The following is a 24,169-nucleotide window of genomic DNA, read 5'->3' on the forward strand; positions in this document are numbered from 1 at the left end:
TCAGCCAGCCGGGTCACATACTGATGTATGCTCCCCGTCAGTCTTCCCTTGCCGCCTTCCTGCATCCTGAATGACGTTGGGTATATACTCTTATTCATTTAAACCGCAGGTTCGTTGGCTACACTACGCCCGCCGGGTCACATAGTGGATTGCTACTTTGGCAGACCGTATGTCATTGTTTGTGCGGCACAATTAATATCGACAATATAACTGAGCTGTTTTTTCGAGCCACGCACTGTCAGCGGCACACTGTAATTACCGTCTTTTTCAGTTACGTCAGCGGTATTCACCCACGCAACCGGTTTGCTGCCCAGCAGCGCTTTATCATCCTGCCAGCGGGTATAGCGGTTTTGCACAAAGTCATACTTAACCTGTGCTGCAACCTGATCTTTTGTCAGTGAATCACACGTCGGAAATGTCACCATGCGCTGATTGTCAACAACCGGTTTTACCGGTGTTTGCGCACTTACCGTAAACGCCAGCAGTATACCGGCACCTGATAATCCGATGCGGGTACACAGATTGATTACGTTCATAAAACCTCCTGTTTTTATCTCTGTCTGAGATTAAATGTTGTCTTATATACTCTTATTCATTCAAACCGCAGGTTCGTTGGCTGCATCCTGAATGACGTTGGGTATAAAATTTCACTTAAATCTTATGCATGTGACATTAACATATTTATTATCAGGAAATTGTGACATTTGTTAGATATTTGTTACCGATCGTTGTCGTCGCTGTCATCATCATAGTCATCAGATTCTGCGTCGTAGTTATCTGTTGAATAGCCATCTGTTGCATTATCATCTGTAGCATAATCGTCAGCGTCATCTTCATCAAACAGCACGCGGACCTGTTCTCCGTCCTTATGCTGCTCGCGTAATTCTGCCGCAACCAGTGCAATAGCCTCACCACTGCTCATGCCGTCCTGCATCAGCGCATGGATACGTTCAACTGCTGCCTGTTGTTCTTCGTGATTTAATACGGGAATACCGCTGGACATAATTACCTTCTGTAACATATCGGCAAAAAACGCATTATACTCACAAAGGCCGCCGCACGCATCTGCCCGTTTTCAGTTAAGATAGTGCGATGTTTTCCTGAGAATTCGTTTACTGACAGACCAAATCATGACACAACATTCAATACCTGTACTGACACCGCTTGATTACCATCCCGGACTTGCCGTCACGCTGTTCGCGCCGCTGGCTCATCTGCCACAGGCTGTGCTGCTGCACTCGGGTGATGCTCAGCATCAGCATAACCGCTTTGATATTCTGACAGCCGACCCGGTAATGACCCTGACGACCCGGGGCGATGATACCGTTACTGAAGATAACCGGGGTCAGTCTGTCTGTCAGAAAAGTGATCCGTTCCGATTACTTGACGATGCCCTGGCGCAGTGCGGGTTTTCTCCCTGCCCGCAGGATGATTATCCGTTTATGGGGGGCGCACTCGGGCTGTGGGGATATGACCTCGGACGCCGCACAGAATCCCTGCCGTCACTGGCACGTAATGAACTCAATATTCCGGATATGGCAGTGGGTTTGTATGACTGGGCTATCATTGTGGACAACCATCGCCGCTGTGCCACACTGATTACTTATGACGATCCTGCTGCGCGTCTTGCGTGGTTACAGATACAGCGGGACGCAGCCCCCGCGCAGGCTGTTCCGTTTGCACTGACCGGCGGTTGGCAGTCAGACATGAGTGAGGCGGAATATCATGAGAAAATCGCCCGTATTCATGAGTATCTGCAGGCCGGGGACTGCTATCAGGTGAATCTGGCACAACGTTTCACCGCCCCTTATGAAGGGGATGAATGGCAGGCGTTTCTTTTGCTGAATGCAGAAAATAAAGCGCCGTTCTCTGCATTTCTGCGCCTGGCGGATGCAGCGGTTATCTCTGTTTCACCGGAGCGCTTCCTGTCGCTGAAAAACGGCACAGTGCAGACACGTCCGATAAAAGGTACCCGTCCGCGCCACCCGGAAGATGCACAGGCTGATGAGAAAGAAAAACAGGCTCTTGCCGCATCCGAAAAAGACCGCGCCGAGAACCTGATGATTGTTGACCTGATGCGCAATGATATCGGACGGGTTGCACGACCGGGCTCTGTCAGTGTGCCGTCACTGTTTGCCGTCGAGGCATTTCCGGCTGTGTATCATCTGGTCAGTACCATTACCGCCGAATTACCGCCGCAATGCCATGCGGCTGATTTACTGCGCGCCTGCTTTCCGGGTGGATCAATTACCGGCGCGCCGAAAATCCGTGCGATGGAAATTATTGAAGAGCTGGAACCTTACCGCCGACATTCCTATTGCGGGTCAATCGGCTATATTAGTTTCTGCGGAACCATGGATACCAATATTGCTATCCGTACCCTGATTGCCGAAGACAACCGGCTTTACTGCAAAGCGGGTGGCGGTATTGTGGCAGACAGCCGCGCCGCAGATGAATATCAGGAAACATTCGATAAACTGGGGCGGATTTTACCCGTTCTGCCGGAGAAATAACTCATGAATTCACTGGCGCAGTTTATCCCCCGTTTTCAGTTAATCCGCCCGGAAGAGGCAGAAATCACAGGGCAGCGTGATCGCCATGCGGCTGTTTTGCTTCCGATCACGGACAAACCCCGGCCGGGTATATTACTGACCCTGCGCGCCGCCTCACTGCGATCCCATCCGGGTCAGATTTCACTGCCCGGCGGCGCGGCGGACCCGGGTGATACCTCCCCGGTTGCCACCGCCCTGCGCGAGGCTCAGGAAGAAATTGCCATCCCGCCGCAATCGGTACAGGTGCTGGGGCAGATGGCGCCGGTTGACAGTGTGACAGGTTTTCGCGTAACCCCGGTTGTCGGGATAGTTCCCTCTTCACTGGTCTTGCGGAGTAACCCGCAGGAAGTCGCTGATATCTTTGAGCTGCCGCTGGATGCCGCTCTTGATGTAAGCCGTTACCGCTATATTGATATGAAACGCAATACCGTGGAGCGCCGCCTGTATTTTTGTCTGTATGAAGGAAGAATGATTTGGGGACTGACTGCGGGCATTTTATATCGGCTGGCAACGCAAGTTAAAAATGATTAATTTGTAACCGAATTCACACTCTTACACTATTTTACCCTGTATTTTTTTCATCAACCATGCCTATTTTTTTATCTGAAAACACTGTTACGCAGTAAAAAAATGCGATAAACTGCTTTGTTAGCGTGAGCAAACAACAGTAAAGTAACGCGCTTTACAATAAATCACTATTACATTGTTTTTTTAAGGAGTCTGACGTGATTAGCGTTTTCGACATGTTTAAAGTGGGCATTGGCCCTTCCAGCTCTCACACCGTAGGGCCGATGAAAGCCGGGAAGCAGTTTGTTGATGAATTAGTTGAAAAAGGACTGATCTCACGCGCAACCCGCGTCTCCGTTGATGTCTACGGCTCACTCTCCTTAACAGGGAAAGGTCATCATACTGATATCGCTATCATCATGGGTCTGGCGGGTAACTTACCGGCAACCGTGGATATTGATGCTATTCAGGGCTTTATCGCAAATGTCAGTGAAACAGAAAAACTGGCACTGGCAAATGGTCAGCAAACCGTTGATTTTCCGCTTGAAGGCGGGATGAATTTCCATACCGGTAACCTGCCCCTGCATGAAAACGGCATGAGCATCACTGCATTTGCCGGTAACGACGAACTGTTCACAAAAACCTATTACTCCGTCGGCGGTGGTTTTATCGTCGATGCGGAACATTTCGGTCAGGATAACGCCAATGAAACACCGGTATCCTATCCGTACGCCAGTGCTGAAGAGTTGCTGAAGCACTGCCATGAGACCGGTCTGTCTGTCTCCTCTCTGATGATGAAAAATGAGCTGGATCTGCACACCAAAGCAGACATTGACGCGTATTTTGCTGATATCTATAAAACCATGACCGACTGTATCGCGCATGGTCTGGAAACCGAAGGCATTCTGCCGGGTCCGTTGCGTGTACCACGCCGTGCAGCAGCACTGAACCGACTGATTAATTCCACCGGTAAACTGTCAAATGACCCGATGCAGGTTATTGACCTGGTCAATATGTTTGCACTGGCGGTCAATGAAGAAAATGCCGCCGGCGGACGTGTTGTGACGGCACCAACCAACGGCGCCTGCGGGATCGTGCCTGCAGTACTGGCTTACTACGACAGTTGCATTGAAAAAGTTACCCCGGATATCTATCTCCGTTACTTCCTCGCCAGCGGTGCGGTCGGCATTCTGTATAAAATGAATGCATCGATTTCAGGCGCAGAAGTCGGTTGTCAGGGAGAAGTCGGCGTTGCCTGTTCAATGGCAGCTGCGGGACTGACTGAAATTCTCGGCGGCAGCCCGGAGCAGGTTTGTATCGCGGCTGAAATTGGCATGGAACATAACCTGGGATTAACCTGTGACCCTGTCGCCGGACAAGTTCAGGTGCCGTGTATTGAGCGTAACGCGATTGCGTCTGTGAAAGCGATTAATGCCTCGCGGATGGCATTGCGCCGCACAAGTGCGCCGCGTGTCTCACTCGATAAGGTTATCGAAACCATGTATGAGACAGGCAAAGACATGAATGCCAAATACCGCGAGACATCGCGCGGTGGCCTGGCGATTAAAGTTCAGTGTGACTGAACCGGACCATGTTGTGATCTGATCCGCAAAACATAATTTTCAGACATTAATATCCCTGCAACATTGCAGGGATATTTTTTACCTGAAGCGCATCAGCATTGCTGTTTTTTTGTTCAAATTTATAATATTTAAAGTAATTATATTAATGATATGTAAAATTCATTAGTTCATCCCGCTATAAAATACTAAATAATCCCGCCATTCACCTGATAAATGACTCACTCAACATAATTATCATCTTTACTTACATGTTTCGTGTTTCGATTTTGTTGTTTTCTGACGGAAAGCAAGTTTTTTTTATAATCATAAAATGGTAGTCTTACAATTAATTAGCGCCCCGAAATTAATTACCGCTGCTTAAACGTAAATAATTAGCGGTATCACGGGCCTGAGACTATCTTTACACCGGAGTCTTGCGGTTTTTTCCTGACCCATAAAAGATTCTGTGTAATACACAAACACTATCCTGGCTGATGTTAAGGGGGAGAAAGGTGAGTATAGCCATTATGATTGGCACCCACGGTAAAGCCGCGGAGCAATTACTGCGCACGACTGAAATGTTGATTGGTGAACAGGAAAACGTTTCCTTCATCGACTTCGTTCCGGGGGAAAATGCCGACACACTGTATGCCAAGTACAATGAAAAGCTGCCCGGTTTATCAACTACCGACGGGGTATTATTCCTTGTCGATACCTGGGGCGGCAGCCCGTTCAACGCAGCAAACCGTATCGTCACTGAGCAGGATCAGGCGGCAGGCGGCACCAGTAATTATGAGATAGTCACAGGGGTGAATGTTCCGATGCTGGTAGAGACTTTTATGTGCCGTGATGATAACCCGTCATTGCAGGAACTGGTCGCTGTCGCACTCGAAACCGGCCGTGAAGGTATCCGCGCCCTGAAAACACAGGAAGCAGAAGCACCAAAAGCGGCACCAGCGCCAAAACCGGCTGCAAAACCTGCGGCACCTGCCGGTCCCGGCGGACATATGATTATTTCACTTGCGCGTATCGATGACCGTCTTATTCACGGTCAGGTTGCAACACGCTGGACCAAAGAAACGAATGTGAAGCGTATTATTGTCGTCAGTGATGATGTCGCAAAAGATACTGTCCGATCCACATTACTCAAGCAGGTAGCACCTCCGGGCGTTACTGCTCACGTCGTTGATGTCGATAAAATGATCCGTGTCTGGAATAACCCGAAATACGCCAATGAACGTTGTATGCTGCTGTTTACTAACCCGGCAGATGTACTGCGTCTGGTTGAGGGCGGTGTCAATATCACGACCGTGAATATCGGCGGGATGGCATTCCACGAAGGCAAGAAACAGGTTAATAATGCAATTTCTATCGATAGTGACGATATCGTTGCATTCAAGGCCTTAAATGAACGGAACATTGAGCTGGAAGCCCGCAAAGTGTCTACCGATTCAAAAATAAAAATGATGGATTTAATCAGCAAAGCTGAAAGTTAATTTGACCCATTACTCAATGCAAAATTTGTTTTTCACAACATGATTGGTTAAAGGAGAAAGACAATGGAACTTTCCGTTGTACAAATCGTCCTGGTCTTCATCGTTGCCTGTGTCGCAGGTATGGGGTCAATCCTCGATGAATTCCAGTTTCACCGCCCTCTGGTCGCCTGTACGTTGATGGGGATTGTACTGGGTGATATGAAAACAGGGATAATGATCGGCGGTACGCTGGAAATGATCGCCCTGGGCTGGATGAACATTGGTGCGGCAGTCGCACCGGATGCGGCGCTGGCGTCCATCATTTCCACCATTCTGGTTATTGCCGGCGGGCAAAATATCGGTGCCGGTATTGCACTTGCTATTCCGCTGGCCGCAGCCGGTCAGGTACTGACGATTATCGTCCGTACTATTACTGTCGCCTTCCAGCACATGGGGGACCGTGCCGCAGATAAGGGGAACCTCTCCGCGCTGGGCTTTATCCATGTCGGCGCCCTGCTGCTTCAGGCAATGCGTATCGCTATTCCGGCGGTTATCGTTGCAGTATCAGTCGGGACAGATGTTGTCCGTGAAATGCTGGATTCCATTCCTGACTGGGTCACTCACGGTCTGAATATCGCCGGAGGCATGATCGTTGTTGTCGGTTACGCCATGGTGATTAACATGATGCGTGCCGGTTACCTGATGCCATTCTTCTACTTAGGCTTCGTGACTGCCGCATTCACAGATTTCAACCTGGTTGCCCTGGGTGTTATCGGGACTGTGATGGCTGTGCTGTATATCCAGCTCAGTCCGAAATACAACAAATCGGAAGTCGTTGTCGCTGCCGGCAAGAACGACCTCGATAACGAGTTAGACTAAGAAGGTGAACAACATGGTTGATACAACAAGCAACATAACTGCAAAAAAACAGTTAAGAAAGAGCGATATCCGTGGTGTGTTCATCCGCTCAAACCTGTTTCAGGGGTCGTGGAACTTTGAACGTATGCAGGCGATGGGTTACGCCTTCTCCATGGTGCCGGTTATCCGCCGTCTTTATCCTGAAAATAACGACGAGCGCCGTCAGGCTATCAAACGCCACATGGAATTCTTCAACACGCATCCGTATATGGCAGCCCCTATCCTCGGGGTAACCTGTGCGATGGAAGAGCAGCGCGCCAATGGTGCTGATATCGACGATGGTGCCATCAATGGTATCAAAGTCGGTCTGATGGGACCGTTAGCCGGTGTGGGTGACCCTATTTTCTGGGGAACCGTGCGTCCGGTATTTGCCGCACTCGGTGCCGGTATTGCCATGACCGGCAGCCTGCTCGGGCCACTGCTGTTCTTCTTCCTGTTCAATATCGTCCGCCTTGCCACCCGTTACTACGGTGTGACGTACGGCTATAAAAAAGGATTGGATATCGTTCAGGATATGGGCGGCGGCTTCCTCCAGAAACTGACAGAAGGCGCCTCTATTCTCGGCCTCTTTGTCATGGGGGCGCTGGTGAACAAATGGACAAAAGTGAATATTCCGCTGGTGGTATCGGAGATTAAAAACCCGACCACAGGCGAGATAGATGTCACCACTGTCCAGACCATTCTTAACCAGTTGATGCCGGGTCTGATGCCACTGTTGCTTACCTTCGGGTGTATGTGGCTGCTGCGCCGCAAAGTAAATGCGCTGCTGATTATTATCGGTTTCTTTGTGCTCGGTATTCTGGGTTACGTTTTCGGTTTCCTGGCACCGTAATCAGTAAAAAAGTATGTTAGTTTAAGCGGGAGGAAAACCTCCCGTTTTTTATTGCCGCTTCCGGGGAAAAGAAACCACCATGACTATTAACGATATCATTTTACTGTGTGTAATTATTCTGATGCTGCTGTTTGCGGCCTATGACGAATTTATCGTCAATACACTGAAAGGTAAAACGCAGTTACGGGTCAAACTCAAACGTAACCACCGTGCTGATGCCGTTATTTTCATCTTTCTTATTGGTATTGTTATTTATAATAATATAACCGGACATGGTAGTGCATTAACAACCTATTTACTTTCCGCCTGTATTATCATTGCAATCTATCTGGCTTTTATTCGTTCACCCAAGTTATATTTTAAGCAGGATGGATTCTTTTATGCGAATGCCTTTATTAAATATAATAGAATAAAAACAATGAATTTATCTGAAGACGGCATTCTTCTTGTGGGTTTGGAAAATCGAAAAATCTACATTAAGGTATCTCATCTTGATGATTTACAACAAATTTACAATTTCATGGTTAATAATAAATAATTACCCTTTATTTTTATCCCCCTATAAAAATAAAGACTAATATCAATATTAGTCTTTATTTTCTTATTTAAAATCACGCAATGAAAATCATTCTCATTAGCATCTTTTAAAACCAGAATATCAATTCTTGCCTTTTTTATTTTCTGTGATATCTTTCCGGTCACGTCATTGGGGAGTAGCCTGTTCTATTATTCACCTCTCAGGTAAATAACAGAAAATCCGTGTCAACATGCTCGCTGGATATTATATCAGCGTGGTACGGATGCCGTTTCGGTTGGCAAGACCATAGACACACATTTCACCGGAGGTCGGGGATGATTTGTGTGTATATGGATAGCTACCCGACCGAGACTGAGTTTATGAGTTTTTATGCCACCCTCGTCCTCGCCCTGGCCCTCTCTATGGATGCCTTCGCCGTTGCTGTCTGCAAAGGCGCTACCTTGCACAAACCCCCTTTACGCGAAGCTCTGCGCACCGGTTTAATCTTTGGTGTCATTGAAGCGATCACACCGCTTATCGGCTGGACAATCGGTATTTTTGCCAGCCAGTATGTTATCGAGTGGGATCACTGGATTGCGTTTGCGCTGTTATTTATTCTCGGCGCCCGTATGATCTACAACAGTATCACTGCCGGTGATGATTGCTGCGCCCAACACGAAAAACCACAGCGCCACAGTGCAATGCACCTTGCCACAACCGCCGTTGCCACCAGCCTGGATGCCATGGCAATTGGTGTTGGTCTGGCGTTTCTGGAAGTCAATATCGTGCACACTGCCATGACTATCGGGCTGATGACCATGATAATGGCCACCACCGGGATGATTTTGGGTCGCTATATCGGCCCTATGCTGGGTAAACGCGCGGAAATTGCTGGCGGGGTTGTCCTGATCCTGATTGGATTCACCATCTTATATGAGCACATTGGTTAATCGGTTCTGCGGTTAATCCGTTCTGCTTTGCTCGCAATAAAATGACCCGCTGTCGCGGGTCATTTTATTTATGCATCACGCCGGTAAACCCGGATCAGAAAATCAGTTTCACAGGAAAATTCCGTTTCTGCTGCCAGTTGGGTTTTCACCGCCTCTGTTGCTTTCCACGCAAACGGCGTCATCGAGAGCAAGGCGGTTGCATCTGCCCCCGCCAATAGCATCGGATATGCTACCTGATACTCCTGTACCGGACTGAATCCCGGGAAACATTCCTCTTTCAGCGGATGAAGATGCACATCAGTATAAATCAGAGATTTCAGCTGGTATAAATGACGCGGACCCGGTGTGACGGTCACAATAATCCCGCCCGGCTTCACCACGCGGGTTAGCTCATCCGGGTTACAGGGAGCATAAATGCGCAATACGCCTTCCAGACTGTTATCTTCAAACGGCAGCCGCTGACTGGACGCCACGCTGAAATTCACCTGCGGATACCGCTTTGCACCAAAACGTACCGCAACTTTCGCCACATCCAGCCCGTAAACCACGACATCACGCGCAGCAAGGCTTTCCGCCAGCGCGCCGGTGTAATACCCCTCGCCACAGCCGATATCCAGAACTGCCTGCGCCTGTTCCGGTAAAAACTGGTCAAACGCCGCAATAACCTGATCACGCATCGGGCGATAATGATGATTATCCAGAAACGCTCTGCGTGCCTGCATCATCTCTTTACTGTCTCCCGGCTCTTTTGAGCGCTTAAACTGAACAGGTAACAGATTGATATATCCCTCTTTCGCGAGATCAAACTGATGGTTATTATCGCAACAATAACTGTTTGAACGGCGATCCAGCGGGTGTTGGCAAAGCGGGCATTGGTAAGACATAATCATTCACTGTGAAATAGGATAAGAGTGCAACCGGCAGCGCCGGTAACAGAAAAATTGAGGCAAAACCATATCATGAAAACGTATTGGTGGCAGGATAAAATTGATGATTATCAGCAATGGCACAGCCTGCACGTCAGAGTTAATCCACAGGCCTCTTCTTCTGTACGCAGCGACTGTTGAGTGTAATCAGATAAATCTGCTTTGAATATTTTTTGTACACGCCAGAATACGGGTATTCCTCCCACTCTTACTTCACACGAAAAATATAACAGGAATACCTATGCTCAGACTTACCCGTCCGCTTTTTGCCTCACTTTTATTTTTATTTTCAGCCACCACATTCGCTGCGGTTGACACCAAACCGGCACCGCCTGAAATAACTGCGCCCGCAGATTTAGACCTGGTCTTTGTTTTGGATAAAAGCGGGTCAATGTCCGGATTTGAACAGGATACTATCGGCGGTTATAACTCTGTGCTGGCAGAAAACCGGAAAAAAAGCGGGAATATTTATGTCACTACCGTGTTATTTAATCACGAGAGCAGTACATTACATAACCGGGAACCTATCAGTAAAGTTAAAAACCTGACACCCGGGGATTATTCTGTCGGCGGTAATACCGCATTATTGGATGCCGTTGGTCAGACAATCGAAAAAAATCCGTGAAACCCGTAAAATCACGAAAAATAACAACGTATTATTTGTCATTATTACTGATGGCGAAGAAAACAGCAGTCAGAAATACAGTCAGTCAAAAATTAAATCGATGATTAAGTCTGCGGAAAAAGAAGATAAATGGGACTTTATTTTCCTGGGTGCCAATATTGATGCTATTTCAGAAGCCGGTAACATCGGTATTAAAAGCTCGAATGCCACCGGTTATATACAGGATGAAAAAGGCTATGACAAAGCCTATGAAGCTGTAAATAAAGCTGTCTCAGTCAAACAACAGTCCAAACCGATTACCGGCGAATGGAAAGCGGATGTCGAACAGGATAACAGCGAGCGCAGTAAAAAATAACGTTTTACCTTTATAGCATTCAAAAAGTAGATCCCCGGCTGTCAGGCCGGGGATTTTCTTATTGTTATGACTTTCTTTTGGTTATGATTTTCTTTTGGCTAAATTGTTTTATGGCGGCGCAGCCAGATGAGTTTATAAGCCGCCGGAATAATAAACATCGATAATAATGGTGCAGTTATCATGCCGCCAATCATCGGCGCTGCTATCCTGCTCATCACTTCAGAGCCTGACCCCGTTCCCCATAATATCGGCAGTAAACCTGCAATAATCACCGCCACTGTCATTGCTTTCGGTCTGACGCGCAGCACCGCACCGTGGTAAAGCGCATCATCCAGACCTTCGCGGGTAAATGTCGCCGGGTTAGTCAGTTTGGGGTCTGCTTCTATGGCATGGCGCAGATACATCAGCATGACCACGCCAAATTCTGCCGCAACGCCCGCCAGCGCGATAAACCCGGTGCCGGTGGCAACGGACAGATGGAATCCCTGCCAGTACAGGAACCAGATACCGCCGATCAGCGCAAACGGCATACTTAACAGAATAAGCAGAGCCTCATCAAAACGCCGGAACGCGAGATACAGCAGGATGAAAATAATCATCAGCGTCATCGGCACCATCAGCATTAGTTTCTGATTTGCCCGCTCCAGTAATTCAAACTGACCGGAGAATGACACACTGGTTCCCGGGCGCAGCTTCACGTCCTTCTCAATAGCCTGACGCAAATCGTTCACTACAGAAACCATATCCCGCCCGCGGGCATCGATATAGATCCAGCTTGCCGGACGTGCATTTTCTGTTTTCAGCATAGACGGACCGGACGCCACGCGGATGTCTGCCAGGTCGCCGAGCGTTATCTGCTGATTCAGTGGTGTCAGCACCGGCAGTTCGCGCAACGCCTGCGGACTGTCGCGCAACGCCTGCGGATAGCGCAGACCTATCGGATAACGCGCCACACCCTCCACGGTTTCCCCCACCATCGCGCCGCCGGTTGCGGATGATACAAACAACTGAACATCACTGATGGTCATACCGTAACGTGCTGCTTTTTCACGGTTTATCACCACATCGATATAACGCCCGCCCTCAAGCCGCTCGGCAAGCGCCGACACAACACCGGGAACGGTTCTGGCGACAACTTCAATATCCGACGCCGTTGCATCAATGTCGGCTAATACCGTACCGGATACCTTAATACCAATCGGGCTTTTTATCCCGGTGGATAACATATCGATGCGGTTGCGGATAGGCGGAACCCACAAGTTGGCTAATCCCGGCAGACGAACGGTTGCATCCAGCTCCTCAATGATTTTATCCAGCGTCATGCCTTCGCGCCACTCTTCCTGCGGTTTCAGCTGAATGGTTGTTTCTATCATTTCCAGCGGCGCAGAGTCCGTTGCGGTTTCTGCTTTCCCTGCTTTGCCGAATACCGTTGCCACTTCAGGCACAGTGCGGATCAGTTTATCCGTGGTCTGTAACAGTGCGGTTGCCTGTGCAGGAGAGACTCCCGGCAATGTGGAAGGCATATACAGCAGGTCGCCCTCATTAATTTTCGGTAAAAACTCCCCGCCTATCCGGCTGAGTGGCCAGATAACAGAAAAGAGTGTGAATACCGCCACCAGCAGTGTCAGTTTCGGACGGTTCAGCACTTTCAGTAATAACGGGTGATAAATGCGGATCAAAAAACGGTTCAGCGGATTCTTGTTTTCAGCCGGAATGTTACCGCGTATCCAATAGCCCATCAGGATAGGGATAACAAAAATCGCCAGCGCGGCAGCCCCCGCCATGGCATAAGTTTTGGTAAATGCCAAGGGTCCGAACAGCCGTCCTTCCTGACCTTCAAGGGTAAAAATCGGGATAAATGATAATGTAATAATCAGCAGACTGATAAATAATGCAGGACCCACTTCAACAGAGGCTTCAGTGATCACCTGCCAGCGCGTTTTATTATCAAGAAATTTACCGGGATGCTGATGTCCCCACTCTTCCAGGCGTTTGTGTGCATTTTCTATCATCACAATCGCCGCATCTACCATCGCGCCGACGGCAATGGCTATCCCTCCCAGCGACATAATATTGGCATTCAGTCCCTGAAAATGCATGATGATAAACGCGATAAATAATCCCAGCGGCAATGAAATAATCGCCACCAGCGCAGAGCGCAGATGCCACAGGAACAGCGCACATACCACAGCAACCACCAGAAACTCTTCCAGCAGTTTAAAGGTCAGGTTTTCAATGGCGCGGTCAATCAACTGGCTGCGATCATAGGTCGTGACGATTTCAACACCTTCCGGCAGACTGCTTTTCAGTGCTTCAAGCTTAGCTTTGACCGCTGAAATCACCTCGCGGGCATTTTCGCCGGAGCGCAAAATCACTATTCCGCCCGCGACTTCACCTTCACCATCAAGTTCGGCAATGCCACGGCGCATTTCCGGCCCTATCTGCACGGTTGCCACATCACGCAGGTACACCGGTACACCATTCGCGTCCGTCTTCAGGACTATCTGATTAAAATCATCCACAGATTGCAGATAGCCGGTTGCCCGCACCATATATTCGGCTTCTGCCAGTTCAAGGGACGATCCCCCTGCCTCCTGGTTTGAAGCGGAAAGCTGCTGCTTCACCGTTGCAAGGCTGATACCGTATTGCGCTAGTTTCTGCGGTTCCACCACAATCTGATACTGTTTTACCACACCGCCGACAGATGCGACTTCTGCCACATTGGGAATGGTTTTCAGCTCATATTTCAGGAACCAGTCCTGCAATGCGCGTAAATCCGCCAGATCCTGTTTTCCGCTGCGGTCAACCAGTGCATATTCAAAAATCCAGCCGATACCGGTGGCATCCGGACCAATCTCCGCACTGACTCCGGCAGGCAATTTTCCCTGAATCTGATTAAGATATTCCAGCACCCGGGAACGCGCCCAATAGAGATCGGTTCCGTCTTCAAAAATAACATAAACATAAGAGGCACCAAACTGTGAAAACCCGCGGACTGTTTTCGCCCCGGGAACAGACAGCATGGTGGTTGTCAGCGGATAAGTTACCTGGTTTTCAACCAGTTGCGGCGCTTGTCCGGGATACGTGGTTTTGATAATAACCTGCACATCAGACAAGTCAGGCAGTGCATCAACCGGGGTTTTGGCAATCGTCCAGGCGCCCCATAAGGTCAGAAACAGCACACCGAACATCACCAGAAAGCGGTTGGCGACTGAGCGCCGGATAATCCATTCAATCATGACCGCCTCCCTGATATGCTGAGTGCGGGTCAGTATCGCGCATCCGCTCCAGCGCACCATTAATATTGGCTTCGGAATCAATCAGGAACAGTCCGTTCACCACTACTTTTTCCCCTTCACGCAGTTCATTACCAATCCCGGTATCCCCCCCTGAATCGCGCAGCACCGTGATTTTTTTCGGTACAAACTTCCCGTTTTCATCCTGAGTTATCACCCGTTGCTCACTGCCGGTATCAATCACCGCCCGCGACGGAATAAGCAGCATATCGCCGCTCTTTGCTGTTAATGTGAGATACGCATTCATGCCGGGTTTGAGCAATTCCTCCGGGTTTTCAACCTGTAAACGCAACTGAAGTGTGCGACTGACCGGGTCCGCCCCCGCCAGCAGGTCGCGCCGGGTGATTTTGAAGGTTTTATCCGGCTGAGACGGTACTGAAAGGCGCAAGTCCGCCTGTTTATCCAGCAGGTAGGCGAGAGATTCCGGTACCGCGACGGTCAGCCAGATGGGATCGATCCCCTGAATTTTGGCAACAATATTTTCTTTGCCGATATTCATCCCGGTTTTCAGATCAAATGCAGTCAGAACACCGTCAATCGGGGCAGTGATTGTAAACCGGGTTTGAATTTCCCGTTTTTGCTGCAACTGCCGGATATGATTTTCCGGCATTCCTGCAAGGCGCAGGCGTTCCAGCACGCCGCGCTGTTGTACAGCGGTGCCGCCGGTTTCTTTGAGCAGCAGATATTCACTCTGCGCTTCCACCCATTCCGGCACGGTGATCTCAATCAGCGGCATCCCTTTGCGCACGCGGTCACCGGTGGTCAGCGGATAGACTTTTTCAATAAATCCCCCGGCACGCGCCTGGACAATGACAAACTGATAATCATTAAACATCACATTTGCCGGAAATGTGCGGATGTAATCCAGCGTTCCGCGACGAACCTGTGCAGTTTTCAACCCGAGATTCTGCTGCTGAACCGGGTCTATCCGTACGCCGTTGCCTGTTCCGCCACCCTCTTCATCCGCATATTTAGGCACCAGATCCATATCCATAAACGGGGATTTACCCGGCTTATCAAATTTGGTATCGGGTTTCATCGGGTCATACCAAAAGAGGACTTTCCGCTCCGGTTCCTGAACGGCGGTATCATTCTGTGCAGAAGCGAAATACGGTGAGATCCCGATTGCCACCGCACCGCCGATAATCAGGCTGCTGATGATCACCGCGCTGTATTTTAATGTTGCAGATGCCATGTCCGTTCCCCGGAAATAGCCGGTGAATTACCGGACTGAGATTGACTGAAGAAGGGAAATATTTTCCTGCTGAATGAATGTGAAGCTGACTTTGTCACCTTCTTTCAGATCCGTAAATTGCGGTGTAGCTTCTGTATAGGTAAAGCGCATCTGCATTGCGGGCCAGCCTAGTGATGCGATAGCATCATGATCTATCGTGATTTTTTTTATTCTCCGCATCAATTCCCCTGACAGTACCGACGGCTTCGGTAACCTGCTGCGATACCGGAGATGCAGACACAGATGCAGATACATTGTGATGTGTTTCATTGGCGGACGCAGGCAGTGAGAATGCTGCCATGCCCGCCACTAATGTGACGATGAGAGATAGACGCATAATAAGTATCCTTATTTTAATATACCCTTATTCATTCAAACTGCAGGTTCGTTGGCTGCACTCAGCTAGCCGGGTCACATACTGATGTATGCTCCCCGGCAATCGGAGCTTGCCGCCTGCCTGCATCTTGAATGACGTTGGGTATAATGTTGATGATCAGGCTTTCCATCCGCCGCCCAATGCGGCAAACAGGGTGATTTCATTTATTTTCTGGTTATATTTCAGTGTGGCGAGGGTTTGGCGCGTGGTCAGCAATGCCCGCTGTGCATCCAGCACATCGAGATAACTGCTCTGCCCGCGGGCAAAAAGAAATTGTGCGCGTTGTAATGTGATATCCAGTGAGGCGGCGTATCGCGTCTGTGCCGCTACCTGTTGTGCAAGACTGTTCCGCAGCGCCAGTGCATCCGCGACGTCTTTAAAGGCGTTCTGAATGCGCTGCTCATAGATAACCACCGCTTTTTCCTGTCGGATCTCCGCCAGCGCCAGGTTCGCGCTGTTGCGCCCGCCATTAAATACCGGAATAGTGATTTTCGGGATAAAGCGCCAGATACCGGTAGCGGCATCGAGTACAGAAGCCAGGTTACTGCTGCTGCCGGAGATATCGCCGGTCAGCGAAACAGACGGGAAAAATGCCGCGCGGGCAGCGCCGATATTGGCATTTGCTGCCAGCAAAAGGTGTTCGGCTTCGGTAATATCCGGGCGTTGCAGTAAAATATCTGACCGGAGATTGGCCGGTAAGTTAACTTCCGGGGAAACCAGTGCATCAGCCGGATTTACCGGTAATAACGGGCGGTAATCCCCGGATACCCGCTGCAACGCATTAGCGGCCTGTTTCAGTTCACCCTCACGCGCGGCAATATCTGCCTGTGCGCTTTCCGTTTGTCCGCGCGCCTGCTCCAGCGAGAGCACATTGCTGTTCCCGGTCACCAGACGGCGCTCAATAAACCGGTAAGATTGCACATAGTAGCTCAGGCTCTCACGGCTGATAGCAAGCTGCTCTGTGGCAAGGTGATACTGGTAATAACTCTGCATCGCTGTACTTATCAGCAGGATTTGCGCAGTCCGCTGCGCTTCCTGTGTGGCAAGAAAATTTTGCTGATCGGCGTCACTCAGGTTCTGTAACCGTCCCCAGAAATCCGGCTCAAAGCTCAGTGAAAAACCGGTTTCATAACTGTCTTCCGTCCGTTTTTCGCCGGTAAATCTGCCTTGTGACGTGGCACTGAGATTGCCGTTTACCTGCGGTAGTTGGTCTGCCCGCGTCACACCGTATTTCTCACGGGCTTCACGGACATTGAGGATCGCTGTTTTTAAATCGGCATTTGTGCGCAGTGTCTGCTCAATCAGTGCCGTGGCGGCAGGATTGGCGAAAAACTGACGCCAGCCCGGAACACTGTAATCACCGGTGCTGACCAGCCCGTTCTGCGCCAGGGAAAATTGCTGAGGAACCGGGAGCGCCGGACGCTGATAATCCGGCGCAAACGAAACGCAGCCGGTCAGAACAAAAAAGGTGCTCAGTGAGATATATTTTAAAATCCGCATACTGTCCGGTCCGCCGGTTATTAACATAATAGCCGCAGTGTACCGGGGTGATTCTGTTTACTGAGTGACAGGAAAATGACGAAATTGTCATTTTAGGTAACGGGCATTGATCTCATGATTTTGCGCATTAAAATGGCTGATGTACTTCACTGAACAGGAACAAGTGTGAAAATTTTAATCATTGAAGATGAAAGCAAAACAGGCGAATACCTGAAAAAAGGATTATCAGAGGCCGGTTTTATTGTCGATCTGACCGATAATGGTCTGACCGGGTATCATCTGGCGCTGACGGCTGATTATGACCTGATTGTGCTGGATATTATGCTGCCGGATGTCAACGGCTGGGAAATTATCCGTATGCTCAGAGCCGCAAATAAAGGTATGCCGGTGTTACTGCTCTCCGCACTCGGTACTATTGAGCACCGCGTCAAAGGTCTTGAGCTGGGTGCGGATGACTATCTGGTCAAGCCCTTTGCATTTGCCGAGTTACTGGCGCGGGTCAGAACCCTGCTGCGCCGGGGAACTGCGATTATTGCCGAAAGCGAATTCCGGATCGCTGACCTGATGATGGATCGCGCGTCACGCAAAGTGACCCGCAGCGGTGAACGCATCACGCTGACGAGTAAAGAATTTTCACTGCTGGAATTTTTTCTGCGCCACCAGGGTGAAGTGCTGCCGCGTGCACTTATCGCCTCACAGGTCTGGGATATGAATTTTGACAGTGATACCAATGTGATTGATGTGGCAGTCAAACGCCTGCGCGCCAAAATTGATCAGGATTTTGAGCCGAAACTGATCCATACCATCCGCAGTGTCGGTTATGTCCTTGAGATCCCCGATGATAAAAAATAAGCCCTGCCGCCCCTTTTCCCTTGCCACCCGGCTGACCTTTTTTATCAGCCTGGCAACAGTGGCTGCCTTTGTCGCATTCACCTGGATAATGCTTCATTCCGTGGAGAAACATTTTGCCCAGCAGGATGACAGTGACCTGCGGCAAATCAGTGCAACAATTAACAGTATTCTTCAGGACAACAGTGAATCAGAATCTCAGCGGCTCGGTACACTGAATTCAGTCCTGAATAATTACCCGAACATTGCGGCGATCTTGCTTGATAAAAACAATAATGTTCTGTTCCGATCAGAGAAAGGTCCTGATTTTAATGTCATTATTGACTCTCCGGAATTCGCTCAGAAATCATATGGTGACCGGGTATTCCGTTGGGAAAAAGAGAATGACCCAACCGCCTACCGCATCCTTATCACCCCGGCGGGTGCGCACTATACCTTATTAATTTCACTCTCAATCAATTTCCATCTGCATTACATTGATGAACTGAAACATAATTTAATGATGACAGCATCCGCCATCAGTCTGCTGATTATCATCATTGTGTTATTTGCGGTTTATACCGGGCATCAGCCGCTGCGCAGTGTCAGCGATAAAATTAAAAATATTACCTCTGAAGATTTAACTGTCAGGTTAGATCCGGAAAATGTGCCGATTGAATTGGCACAATTAGTTATTTCGTTTAACCATATGCTCGGCAGGATAGAAGATGTCTTTACCCGCCAGGCTAATTTCTCTGCGGATATTGCGCATGAAATACGCACGCCTATTACCAACCTGCTGACACAAACAGAAATTGCATTAAGTCAGCCGCGTACCACAAAAGAGCTGGAGGATATTCTGGACTCCGGTATGGAGGAATATCACCGGCTGGCTAAAATGGTGACAGATATGCTTTTTCTGGCGCAGGCCGATAATAATCAGCTTATTCCGGAGCAATCCAGGCTGAATTTGCACACTGAAGCCATGAAGGTAATTGATTATTACGATATCGTCGCCGAAGAGCAGGGAATTTCATTAATGCTGACAGGCGACCCTGCATATATTAATGGTGATTCAGCGATGATCCGCAGGGTTATTAATAATTTACTCTCCAATGCCGTCCGCTATACCCCGCCGGAAGGCACTATTACTATTGCAATAAAACAAGAAGATAATCTTATTACACTGATGGTAAAAAACCCCGGAACGCCGATTGCAGCAGAGCACCTTCCCCGCCTGTTTGACCGGTTGTACCGGGTTGACCCTGCAAGGCGGCGCAATGGTGAAGGCAGCGGCATCGGGCTGGCGATTGTCAAATCCATTGTTACCGCTCATCACGGCAAAATACAGGCTGAATCTGATGAAGATTCCACCCGGTTTATTATTTCATTCCCTGTTATTACTGACTGAATGCAGCCAACGAACCAGCAGTTTGAATAAATAAGGGTATATGACAAACATGTCATTATTCCGTCACGCCTGCAACAGAACGCATTTTATATAATCATCCCATCGAACACAGCATACAACGCTAACCTTCATGGAGATATATTATGAAAAGCATTATGAAAAAAGTAATAACCACGGCTGCATTAATGATGATATTTTCCGGCGCAGCCACTGCTGCCACACAAAATACCACCCGCTTCAGTCAGATGAATGAGCATGAAAAAGCCGTGGTTGCGCACGATATGATGAATAACGGACGTTCCGGTGCGCACCAGGTAATGAGCAGTGACCATAAAAATAAAGTACCTGCTGAACAAAAAGCGGCTGAAAATACCACTACCGGGTTTTCACAGATGAATCAACATGAGCAGGCCGCTGTCGCACATGACATGATGAATAACGGACGCGCCGGGCAACATCAGGTTATCAGTAATAAACATAGCCGGCTTGCCGGTGATAAAACAGACACTGCTGCAAACAACAGTACCGCGACACCCTTTTCACAAATGAGTCAGCAGGAAAGAGCCGCCGTTTCCCGCGATATGATGAATAACGGGCGCTCAGGTCCGCATCAGTTACTTGCGGAACAACACCGCAGACAGAGTTAATTTTTTAATCCCCCATTTCCGTACTCTGTTGCTTTTTATTATTTCCTTGTGATTGTAGCGTTATTTTTGCCCCGGCTTACGGGGCTTTTTTTGTTTTTTTCGGCTTTACTGCCTTCTTTTTTGACTGTGGCGGCGGCGGTAAATCACGGAATGCCCGCACATTACGGTTTTGCTTTGCCTGACCTATCAGCCCCATCAATGTTTCAGACAGTGGCACCATAAAATCCTGATAACGGTACTGTTTCTCACTGATTTGCGTCAGGGTTGATTCCCAGTGCGCCGTCATATCCGGCAGTGTCGCCATCTCCGGCAAGACATGAATAAGTGCGCGCCCCGCAGGCGATGAGTGAATATTTCGCCCTTTTTTGTACAAAAATTCACGGCGGAACAGCAATTCAATAATCCCCGCACGGGTCGCTTCTGTACCTAAACCATCGGTTTCACGCAGCACTTTTTTCAGGGATTTATCTTTCACAAACCGGGCAATCCCGGTCATGGCGGAAAGCAGCGTGGCATCGGTAAACGGGCGTGGCGGCTGAGTCTGGCGCTCCACCACTTCCCCGCGCTCACACAACAGTTCATCACCCTTGGTCAGAACCGGCAGCGGTGTGCCTTCGTTTTCTTCATCCCGCTCTTTGGCACCCAACAGGGTGCGCCATCCCGCCTGTGAGAGAAACCGGGCTTTCGCAACAAATTTTCCGTTGGCAATATCCAGCTCAATCACACACTTACGGTATTGTGCATCCGGCATAAACTGCATCAGATACTGGCGGGCAACCAGCTCATAAACATTCGCTTCATTTTCACTGAGCGACACGCGGGAGGATTTTGCCGTCGGAATAATGGCGTGGTGCGCATCGACTTTTTTATCATCCCAGCAGCGGTTTCGCAGGGAATCATCCAGATTATCCTGTGGCAGCAAATCCGGCGTATGCACAGAAATCGCGTTCAGTACGGTATGCCGTCCGGCAAAATGCTCTTCCGGCAGATAACGGCTGTCCGAACGCGGATAGGTAATTAATTTATGGGTTTCATACAGACGCTGACAGGTATCCAGCACTATCTGAGCACTCAGTCCGTAGCGTTTGGCGGCCTCAATCTGTAATGCGGACAACGAAAACGGTAATGGTGCCACTTCGTTTTCTGTTTTGTCCTGAAAATCCGTGACCAGCGCAGGCTGCCCGCTGATACGGCTGACAACATGTTCTGCCAGTGTGCGGTTGATCAGACGTCCGTCTTCATCCTGATGATCCTGGCACGCTTCACTCGGCTGCCACAGAGCAGTAAAATGCTCATCTGCCGGTGTGACAATATGCGCCCGTACTTCAAAAAAATCACGCGGCACAAAATTTTCGATATCTTCATCGCGGCGCACCACCAGCCCGAGCACCGGGGTCTGTACGCGCCCGACAGATAACACGCCGTTATAACCGGCATTGCGCCCGAGGATAGTATAGGCGCGGGTCATATTGATGCCGTAGAGCCAATCCGCACGCGATCGCGCCAGTGCTGAAACACACAACGGAATAAATTCCCGGTTGGATCGCATCTTTCCGACCGCCCGCGTCACTGCCTGCGGGTTAAGGTCATTCACCAGACAGCGCAGCGCCTGCTGACGGAGCGCCGGGTCAAGCTCCAGAAAATCCAGCACTTCATCCACTAGTAACTGCCCTTCGCGATCGGGGTCACCGGCGTGGATAACTTCAGTGGCGGACCGGAGCAGTGAGCCGATAGTGCGCAACTGTTTCGCAACCGAATCACGCGGTTTGAGTATCCATTTTTCAGGGATAATCGGTAGATCGGCGAGGTTCCAGCGGGCATAGCGGGGATCGTATGCATCCGGCTCTGCCTGTTCGAGCAGATGCCCGATACACCAGGTGACGCAATCATTTTCACCGCAACGGATAAAGCCGTCCCCCCGCTGGTGCGGTTTAGGTAATACGTCCGCAATCGCACGAGCGAGGCTTGGCTTTTCAGCAATAAACAAACGCATGTTTATGCAGTAACTTCTATCAGTGCACGATCTGCATCCGGCGCAACTAATTCGCCTACCGGGCTGAGGGTCAGACCATATTTACGTGCAACCGCTTCCACTTCTTCACGCGCGGCAGGATCAACTGCCAGTAACAGACCGCCGGAGGTTTGCGGATCACACAGCAATTTGCGCTGAACGTCGGTCATTTCGCCGACAAGATGCCCGTAACTGTCAAAGTTACGCTGCGTACCGCCCGGCGTGCAGCCCAGTGCGATATAATCATAAACACCCGGTAAAACCGGAATAGAATCAGTGTGAATAATTGCCTGTAAACCAGAGCCACGGCAAATTTCGCTCAGGTGCCCGAGCAGCCCGAAGCCGGTCACATCCGTCATGGCTTTCACACCACTAATTTCTGAGAAATCTGCACCCGGTTTGTTGAGCTGACACATGGTGTCGCGCGCCAGGTTTTTATGTTCCGGGCGCAGTTTGCTCTCTTTCTCAGCGGTGGTCAGCACGCCGATACCCAGCGGTTTGGTCAGCAGTAACTGACAACCGGCCTGAGCGAGATTGTTTTGTTTGATTTTGTCTGTCGGCACAATACCTGTCACTGCCAGACCAAAAATCGGTTCAGGGGCATCAATCGAGTGACCACCCGCCAGCGAAATTCCGGCTTCACGACAGACCGCGCGACCGCCTTCAATAACCTGCTGCGCAATTTCCGGTGCCAGTTTGGCAATCGGCCAGCCGAGGATAGCAATCGCCATAATCGGCTTGCCACCCATGGCATAAATATCACTGATCGCATTAGTGGCGGCAATGCGACCGAAATCAAACGGATCATCCACAATCGGCATGAAAAAATCCGTGGTACTGATGATGCCGATGCCGTTACCGATGTCATACACTGCGGCATCATCACGGGATTCATTACCGACCAGTAAATTAGGATCAATAAATTTAGCCTGCTCACTGTGCAGGATAGTTTCGAGTACTTTAGGGGAAATTTTACAACCACAACCCGCGCCGTGACTGTATTGCGTTAAACGCACTGCTTCTGACATGATAATCTCCTTGTTAGCGTCAATCTGCTCAGAACCAGCTGACAAAAGGGGTGAGATCCACAGGCGCCACAGTAGCCGGCGCTTTCAGTGCCGGGGTGCCGAGATAAAGAAAGCCGACAATTTTATCATGCTCTTCACATCCCAGACCATCCCGTACCACCGGATCTTTTGTCCATGAACCTGTACGCCAGATCCCGCCGAAGCCCTGAGCCACTGCTGCCATCTGCATGGCCTGTACAGTACAGCCCGCAGCAACCACCTGTTCCCACTCAGGAACCTTGTGCGCGGTTTTTACCTTTGCGATAACCGTGATAATTAACGGCGCTCGTAAAGGTGCATTGCGGGCTTTCTCTTCAACCTCTGATCCAAGACCGGCTTCCTTTGCTGCTTTTTCGAGCAACTGACTGAATTTAGTAATACCTTCGTTTTGCATCACAATAAAATGCCAGGGCTGTAACGCGCCATGATCCGGCGCACGCATCCCGGCATTCAGAATAGTATTTAAGGCGTCACCCGACGGTGCAGGTGTTGTCAAACGTGACGCTGAGCGGCGATTAAGTAATAAAGTCAGTGCATCCATCAGTTATCCCCTTTTTTTAGTCGCTGATAAGCTACCACT

24 protein-coding genes and 1 riboswitch are annotated in these 24,169 nt (G+C 49.6%); of the genes, 13 read left to right on the forward strand and 11 right to left on the reverse strand.

The features are described from left to right. Positions 1 to 152 precede the first annotated feature (152 nt). The gene (yebF, locus tag AYY16_RS05030) at positions 153 to 536 is read right to left on the reverse strand and encodes a protein YebF (RefSeq protein ID WP_067362862.1); all 384 of its coding nucleotides are present in this window, start codon (positions 534 to 536) and stop codon (positions 153 to 155) included. A 182-nt stretch (positions 537 to 718) separates the two neighbouring features. Beyond that, complete coding sequence (locus AYY16_RS05035) at positions 719 to 1,003, reverse strand: YoaH family protein (RefSeq protein WP_067362865.1); 285 nt, start codon at positions 1,001 to 1,003, stop codon at positions 719 to 721. A 127-nt stretch (positions 1,004 to 1,130) separates the two neighbouring features. Between AYY16_RS05035 and pabB the strand changes: the two genes are divergently transcribed. The 8 genes from pabB (at position 1,131) to mntP (ending at position 9,313) form a co-directional block, all read left to right on the forward strand. After that, positions 1,131 to 2,513: an aminodeoxychorismate synthase component 1 gene (gene pabB, locus AYY16_RS05040; protein WP_067362867.1), complete on the forward strand. Its 1,383-nt coding sequence runs from the start codon at positions 1,131 to 1,133 to the stop codon at positions 2,511 to 2,513. A 3-nt stretch (positions 2,514 to 2,516) separates the two neighbouring features. Beyond that, positions 2,517 to 3,083: a CoA pyrophosphatase gene (locus AYY16_RS05045; RefSeq protein ID WP_067362870.1), complete on the forward strand. Its 567-nt coding sequence runs from the start codon at positions 2,517 to 2,519 to the stop codon at positions 3,081 to 3,083. Positions 3,084 to 3,277: 194 nt separating this feature from the next. Next, entirely contained in the window at positions 3,278 to 4,642 is a 1,365-nt protein-coding gene (locus tag AYY16_RS05050; RefSeq protein WP_067362873.1) for an L-serine ammonia-lyase, read from the forward strand. A gap of 491 nt (positions 4,643 to 5,133) precedes the next feature. Then, the gene (gene manX, locus AYY16_RS05055; RefSeq protein WP_208020720.1) at positions 5,134 to 6,117 is read left to right on the forward strand and encodes a PTS mannose transporter subunit IIAB; all 984 of its coding nucleotides are present in this window, start codon (positions 5,134 to 5,136) and stop codon (positions 6,115 to 6,117) included. Between the two features lie 63 nt (positions 6,118 to 6,180). Then, positions 6,181 to 6,975, forward strand: coding sequence for a PTS mannose/fructose/sorbose transporter subunit IIC (locus tag AYY16_RS05060; protein ID WP_067362879.1), 795 nt, complete (start codon positions 6,181 to 6,183; stop codon positions 6,973 to 6,975). Positions 6,976 to 6,988: 13 nt separating this feature from the next. Continuing rightward, positions 6,989 to 7,846, forward strand: a complete 858-nt coding sequence (locus AYY16_RS05065) for a PTS mannose transporter subunit IID (RefSeq protein WP_067362881.1) — start codon at positions 6,989 to 6,991, stop codon at positions 7,844 to 7,846. Positions 7,847 to 7,925: 79 nt separating this feature from the next. After that, complete coding sequence (locus tag AYY16_RS05070) at positions 7,926 to 8,384, forward strand: DUF986 family protein (RefSeq protein WP_067362884.1); 459 nt, start codon at positions 7,926 to 7,928, stop codon at positions 8,382 to 8,384. A gap of 156 nt (positions 8,385 to 8,540) precedes the next feature. Next, positions 8,541 to 8,737: riboswitch (yybP-ykoY riboswitch) on the forward strand. A 6-nt stretch (positions 8,738 to 8,743) separates the two neighbouring features. Then, positions 8,744 to 9,313 (forward strand): manganese efflux pump MntP, encoded by a 570-nt coding sequence (gene mntP, locus AYY16_RS05075; RefSeq protein WP_067364726.1) that lies wholly within the window; start codon positions 8,744 to 8,746, stop codon positions 9,311 to 9,313. A 68-nt stretch (positions 9,314 to 9,381) separates the two neighbouring features. Here the strand turns inward: mntP and rlmA are convergent, their stop codons facing one another. After that, positions 9,382 to 10,197 carry a 23S rRNA (guanine(745)-N(1))-methyltransferase gene (gene rlmA, locus AYY16_RS05080; protein ID WP_067364729.1) on the reverse strand — a complete coding sequence of 272 codons (816 nt, stop codon included), beginning with the start codon at positions 10,195 to 10,197 and terminating at the stop codon, positions 9,382 to 9,384. A gap of 283 nt (positions 10,198 to 10,480) precedes the next feature. On the opposite strand from rlmA, the gene AYY16_RS20845 reads away from it, so the two are divergent. Together AYY16_RS20845 and AYY16_RS20850 are read left to right on the forward strand one after the other, a co-directional pair. After that, positions 10,481 to 10,864, forward strand: coding sequence for a vWA domain-containing protein (locus AYY16_RS20845; RefSeq protein WP_235846210.1), 384 nt, complete (start codon positions 10,481 to 10,483; stop codon positions 10,862 to 10,864). Continuing rightward, on the forward strand, positions 10,830 to 11,219 hold the full coding sequence (locus AYY16_RS20850; RefSeq protein ID WP_235846211.1) for a hypothetical protein: 390 nt from the start codon (positions 10,830 to 10,832) through the stop codon (positions 11,217 to 11,219). Before AYY16_RS20845 ends, AYY16_RS20850 begins: the two co-directional genes overlap by 35 nt. Positions 11,220 to 11,317: 98 nt before the next feature. Here AYY16_RS20850 and AYY16_RS05090 read toward each other — a convergent pair whose 3' ends face one another. The 5 genes from AYY16_RS05090 to AYY16_RS05105 form a co-directional block, all read right to left on the reverse strand. Next, positions 11,318 to 14,458, reverse strand: a complete 3,141-nt coding sequence (locus tag AYY16_RS05090) for a CusA/CzcA family heavy metal efflux RND transporter (protein WP_067362886.1) — start codon at positions 14,456 to 14,458, stop codon at positions 11,318 to 11,320. Then, a complete protein-coding gene (locus AYY16_RS05095) occupies positions 14,451 to 15,710 on the reverse strand; it encodes an efflux RND transporter periplasmic adaptor subunit (RefSeq protein ID WP_067362888.1) in 1,260 nt (419 codons plus the stop codon). Before AYY16_RS05095 ends, AYY16_RS05090 begins: the two co-directional genes overlap by 8 nt. Positions 15,711 to 15,737: 27 nt before the next feature. Then, on the reverse strand, positions 15,738 to 15,929 hold the full coding sequence (locus AYY16_RS20855; RefSeq protein WP_235846214.1) for a copper-binding protein: 192 nt from the start codon (positions 15,927 to 15,929) through the stop codon (positions 15,738 to 15,740). Next, positions 15,895 to 16,086: a hypothetical protein gene (locus AYY16_RS20860; RefSeq protein ID WP_235846219.1), complete on the reverse strand. Its 192-nt coding sequence runs from the start codon at positions 16,084 to 16,086 to the stop codon at positions 15,895 to 15,897. Before AYY16_RS20860 ends, AYY16_RS20855 begins: the two co-directional genes overlap by 35 nt. 156 nt (positions 16,087 to 16,242) lie before the next feature. Beyond that, positions 16,243 to 17,625, reverse strand: coding sequence for a Cu(I)/Ag(I) efflux RND transporter outer membrane protein (locus AYY16_RS05105; RefSeq protein WP_067364735.1), 1,383 nt, complete (start codon positions 17,623 to 17,625; stop codon positions 16,243 to 16,245). A gap of 165 nt (positions 17,626 to 17,790) precedes the next feature. Here AYY16_RS05105 and AYY16_RS05110 point away from each other — a divergent pair, with 165 nt between their 5' ends. From AYY16_RS05110 to AYY16_RS05120, 3 genes are all read left to right on the forward strand, one after another. Further along, a complete protein-coding gene (locus tag AYY16_RS05110) occupies positions 17,791 to 18,477 on the forward strand; it encodes a copper/silver response regulator transcription factor (protein WP_067362891.1) in 687 nt (228 codons plus the stop codon). Further along, entirely contained in the window at positions 18,467 to 19,864 is a 1,398-nt protein-coding gene (locus AYY16_RS05115) for a Cu(+)/Ag(+) sensor histidine kinase (protein WP_067364732.1), read from the forward strand. Before AYY16_RS05110 ends, AYY16_RS05115 begins: the two co-directional genes overlap by 11 nt. A gap of 143 nt (positions 19,865 to 20,007) precedes the next feature. Next, entirely contained in the window at positions 20,008 to 20,511 is a 504-nt protein-coding gene (locus AYY16_RS05120; RefSeq protein WP_082970595.1) for a hypothetical protein, read from the forward strand. Positions 20,512 to 20,587: 76 nt separating this feature from the next. Here AYY16_RS05120 and AYY16_RS05125 read toward each other — a convergent pair whose 3' ends face one another. From AYY16_RS05125 to AYY16_RS05135, 3 genes are read right to left on the reverse strand one after another with little or no spacing between them, the layout of a single operon-like run. Further along, complete coding sequence (locus AYY16_RS05125; RefSeq protein ID WP_067362893.1) at positions 20,588 to 22,504, reverse strand: DNA topoisomerase III; 1,917 nt, start codon at positions 22,502 to 22,504, stop codon at positions 20,588 to 20,590. A gap of 2 nt (positions 22,505 to 22,506) precedes the next feature. Continuing rightward, positions 22,507 to 23,550 carry a selenide, water dikinase SelD gene (gene selD / locus AYY16_RS05130; RefSeq protein WP_067362896.1) on the reverse strand — a complete coding sequence of 348 codons (1,044 nt, stop codon included), beginning with the start codon at positions 23,548 to 23,550 and terminating at the stop codon, positions 22,507 to 22,509. Positions 23,551 to 23,578: 28 nt separating this feature from the next. Then, positions 23,579 to 24,130, reverse strand: a complete 552-nt coding sequence (locus tag AYY16_RS05135) for an NAD(P)H nitroreductase (RefSeq protein ID WP_067362898.1) — start codon at positions 24,128 to 24,130, stop codon at positions 23,579 to 23,581. Positions 24,131 to 24,169: the final 39 nt, after the last annotated feature.

The sequence above is a fragment of the Morganella psychrotolerans genome, assembly GCF_001676155.1.
GTDB lineage: Bacteria > Pseudomonadota > Gammaproteobacteria > Enterobacterales > Enterobacteriaceae > Morganella > Morganella psychrotolerans.

Coding starts and splice junctions, on each gene's coding strand:
- AYY16_RS05125 (WP_067362893.1), bottom strand. CDS start 22,504: ATGCGTTTGTTTATTGCTGAAAAGCCAAGCCTCGCTCGTGCGATTGCG.
- mntP (WP_067364726.1), top strand. CDS start 8,744: ATGAGTTTTTATGCCACCCTCGTCCTCGCCCTGGCCCTCTCTATGGAT.
- AYY16_RS05135 (WP_067362898.1), bottom strand. CDS start 24,130: ATGGATGCACTGACTTTATTACTTAATCGCCGCTCAGCGTCACGTTTG.
- AYY16_RS05065 (WP_067362881.1), top strand. CDS start 6,989: ATGGTTGATACAACAAGCAACATAACTGCAAAAAAACAGTTAAGAAAG.
- AYY16_RS05060 (WP_067362879.1), top strand. CDS start 6,181: ATGGAACTTTCCGTTGTACAAATCGTCCTGGTCTTCATCGTTGCCTGT.
- AYY16_RS05095 (WP_067362888.1), bottom strand. CDS start 15,710: ATGGCATCTGCAACATTAAAATACAGCGCGGTGATCATCAGCAGCCTG.
- pabB (WP_067362867.1), top strand. CDS start 1,131: ATGACACAACATTCAATACCTGTACTGACACCGCTTGATTACCATCCC.
- AYY16_RS20860 (WP_235846219.1), bottom strand. CDS start 16,086: ATGCGTCTATCTCTCATCGTCACATTAGTGGCGGGCATGGCAGCATTC.
- AYY16_RS20855 (WP_235846214.1), bottom strand. CDS start 15,929: ATGCGGAGAATAAAAAAAATCACGATAGATCATGATGCTATCGCATCA.
- yebF (WP_067362862.1), bottom strand. CDS start 536: ATGAACGTAATCAATCTGTGTACCCGCATCGGATTATCAGGTGCCGGT.
- AYY16_RS05090 (WP_067362886.1), bottom strand. CDS start 14,458: ATGATTGAATGGATTATCCGGCGCTCAGTCGCCAACCGCTTTCTGGTG.
- AYY16_RS05045 (WP_067362870.1), top strand. CDS start 2,517: ATGAATTCACTGGCGCAGTTTATCCCCCGTTTTCAGTTAATCCGCCCG.
- AYY16_RS20850 (WP_235846211.1), top strand. CDS start 10,830: ATGCCGTTGGTCAGACAATCGAAAAAAATCCGTGAAACCCGTAAAATC.
- AYY16_RS05120 (WP_082970595.1), top strand. CDS start 20,008: ATGAAAAGCATTATGAAAAAAGTAATAACCACGGCTGCATTAATGATG.
- AYY16_RS20845 (WP_235846210.1), top strand. CDS start 10,481: ATGCTCAGACTTACCCGTCCGCTTTTTGCCTCACTTTTATTTTTATTT.
- rlmA (WP_067364729.1), bottom strand. CDS start 10,197: ATGTCTTACCAATGCCCGCTTTGCCAACACCCGCTGGATCGCCGTTCA.
- AYY16_RS05035 (WP_067362865.1), bottom strand. CDS start 1,003: ATGTCCAGCGGTATTCCCGTATTAAATCACGAAGAACAACAGGCAGCA.
- selD (WP_067362896.1), bottom strand. CDS start 23,550: ATGTCAGAAGCAGTGCGTTTAACGCAATACAGTCACGGCGCGGGTTGT.
- AYY16_RS05105 (WP_067364735.1), bottom strand. CDS start 17,625: ATGCGGATTTTAAAATATATCTCACTGAGCACCTTTTTTGTTCTGACC.
- AYY16_RS05070 (WP_067362884.1), top strand. CDS start 7,926: ATGACTATTAACGATATCATTTTACTGTGTGTAATTATTCTGATGCTG.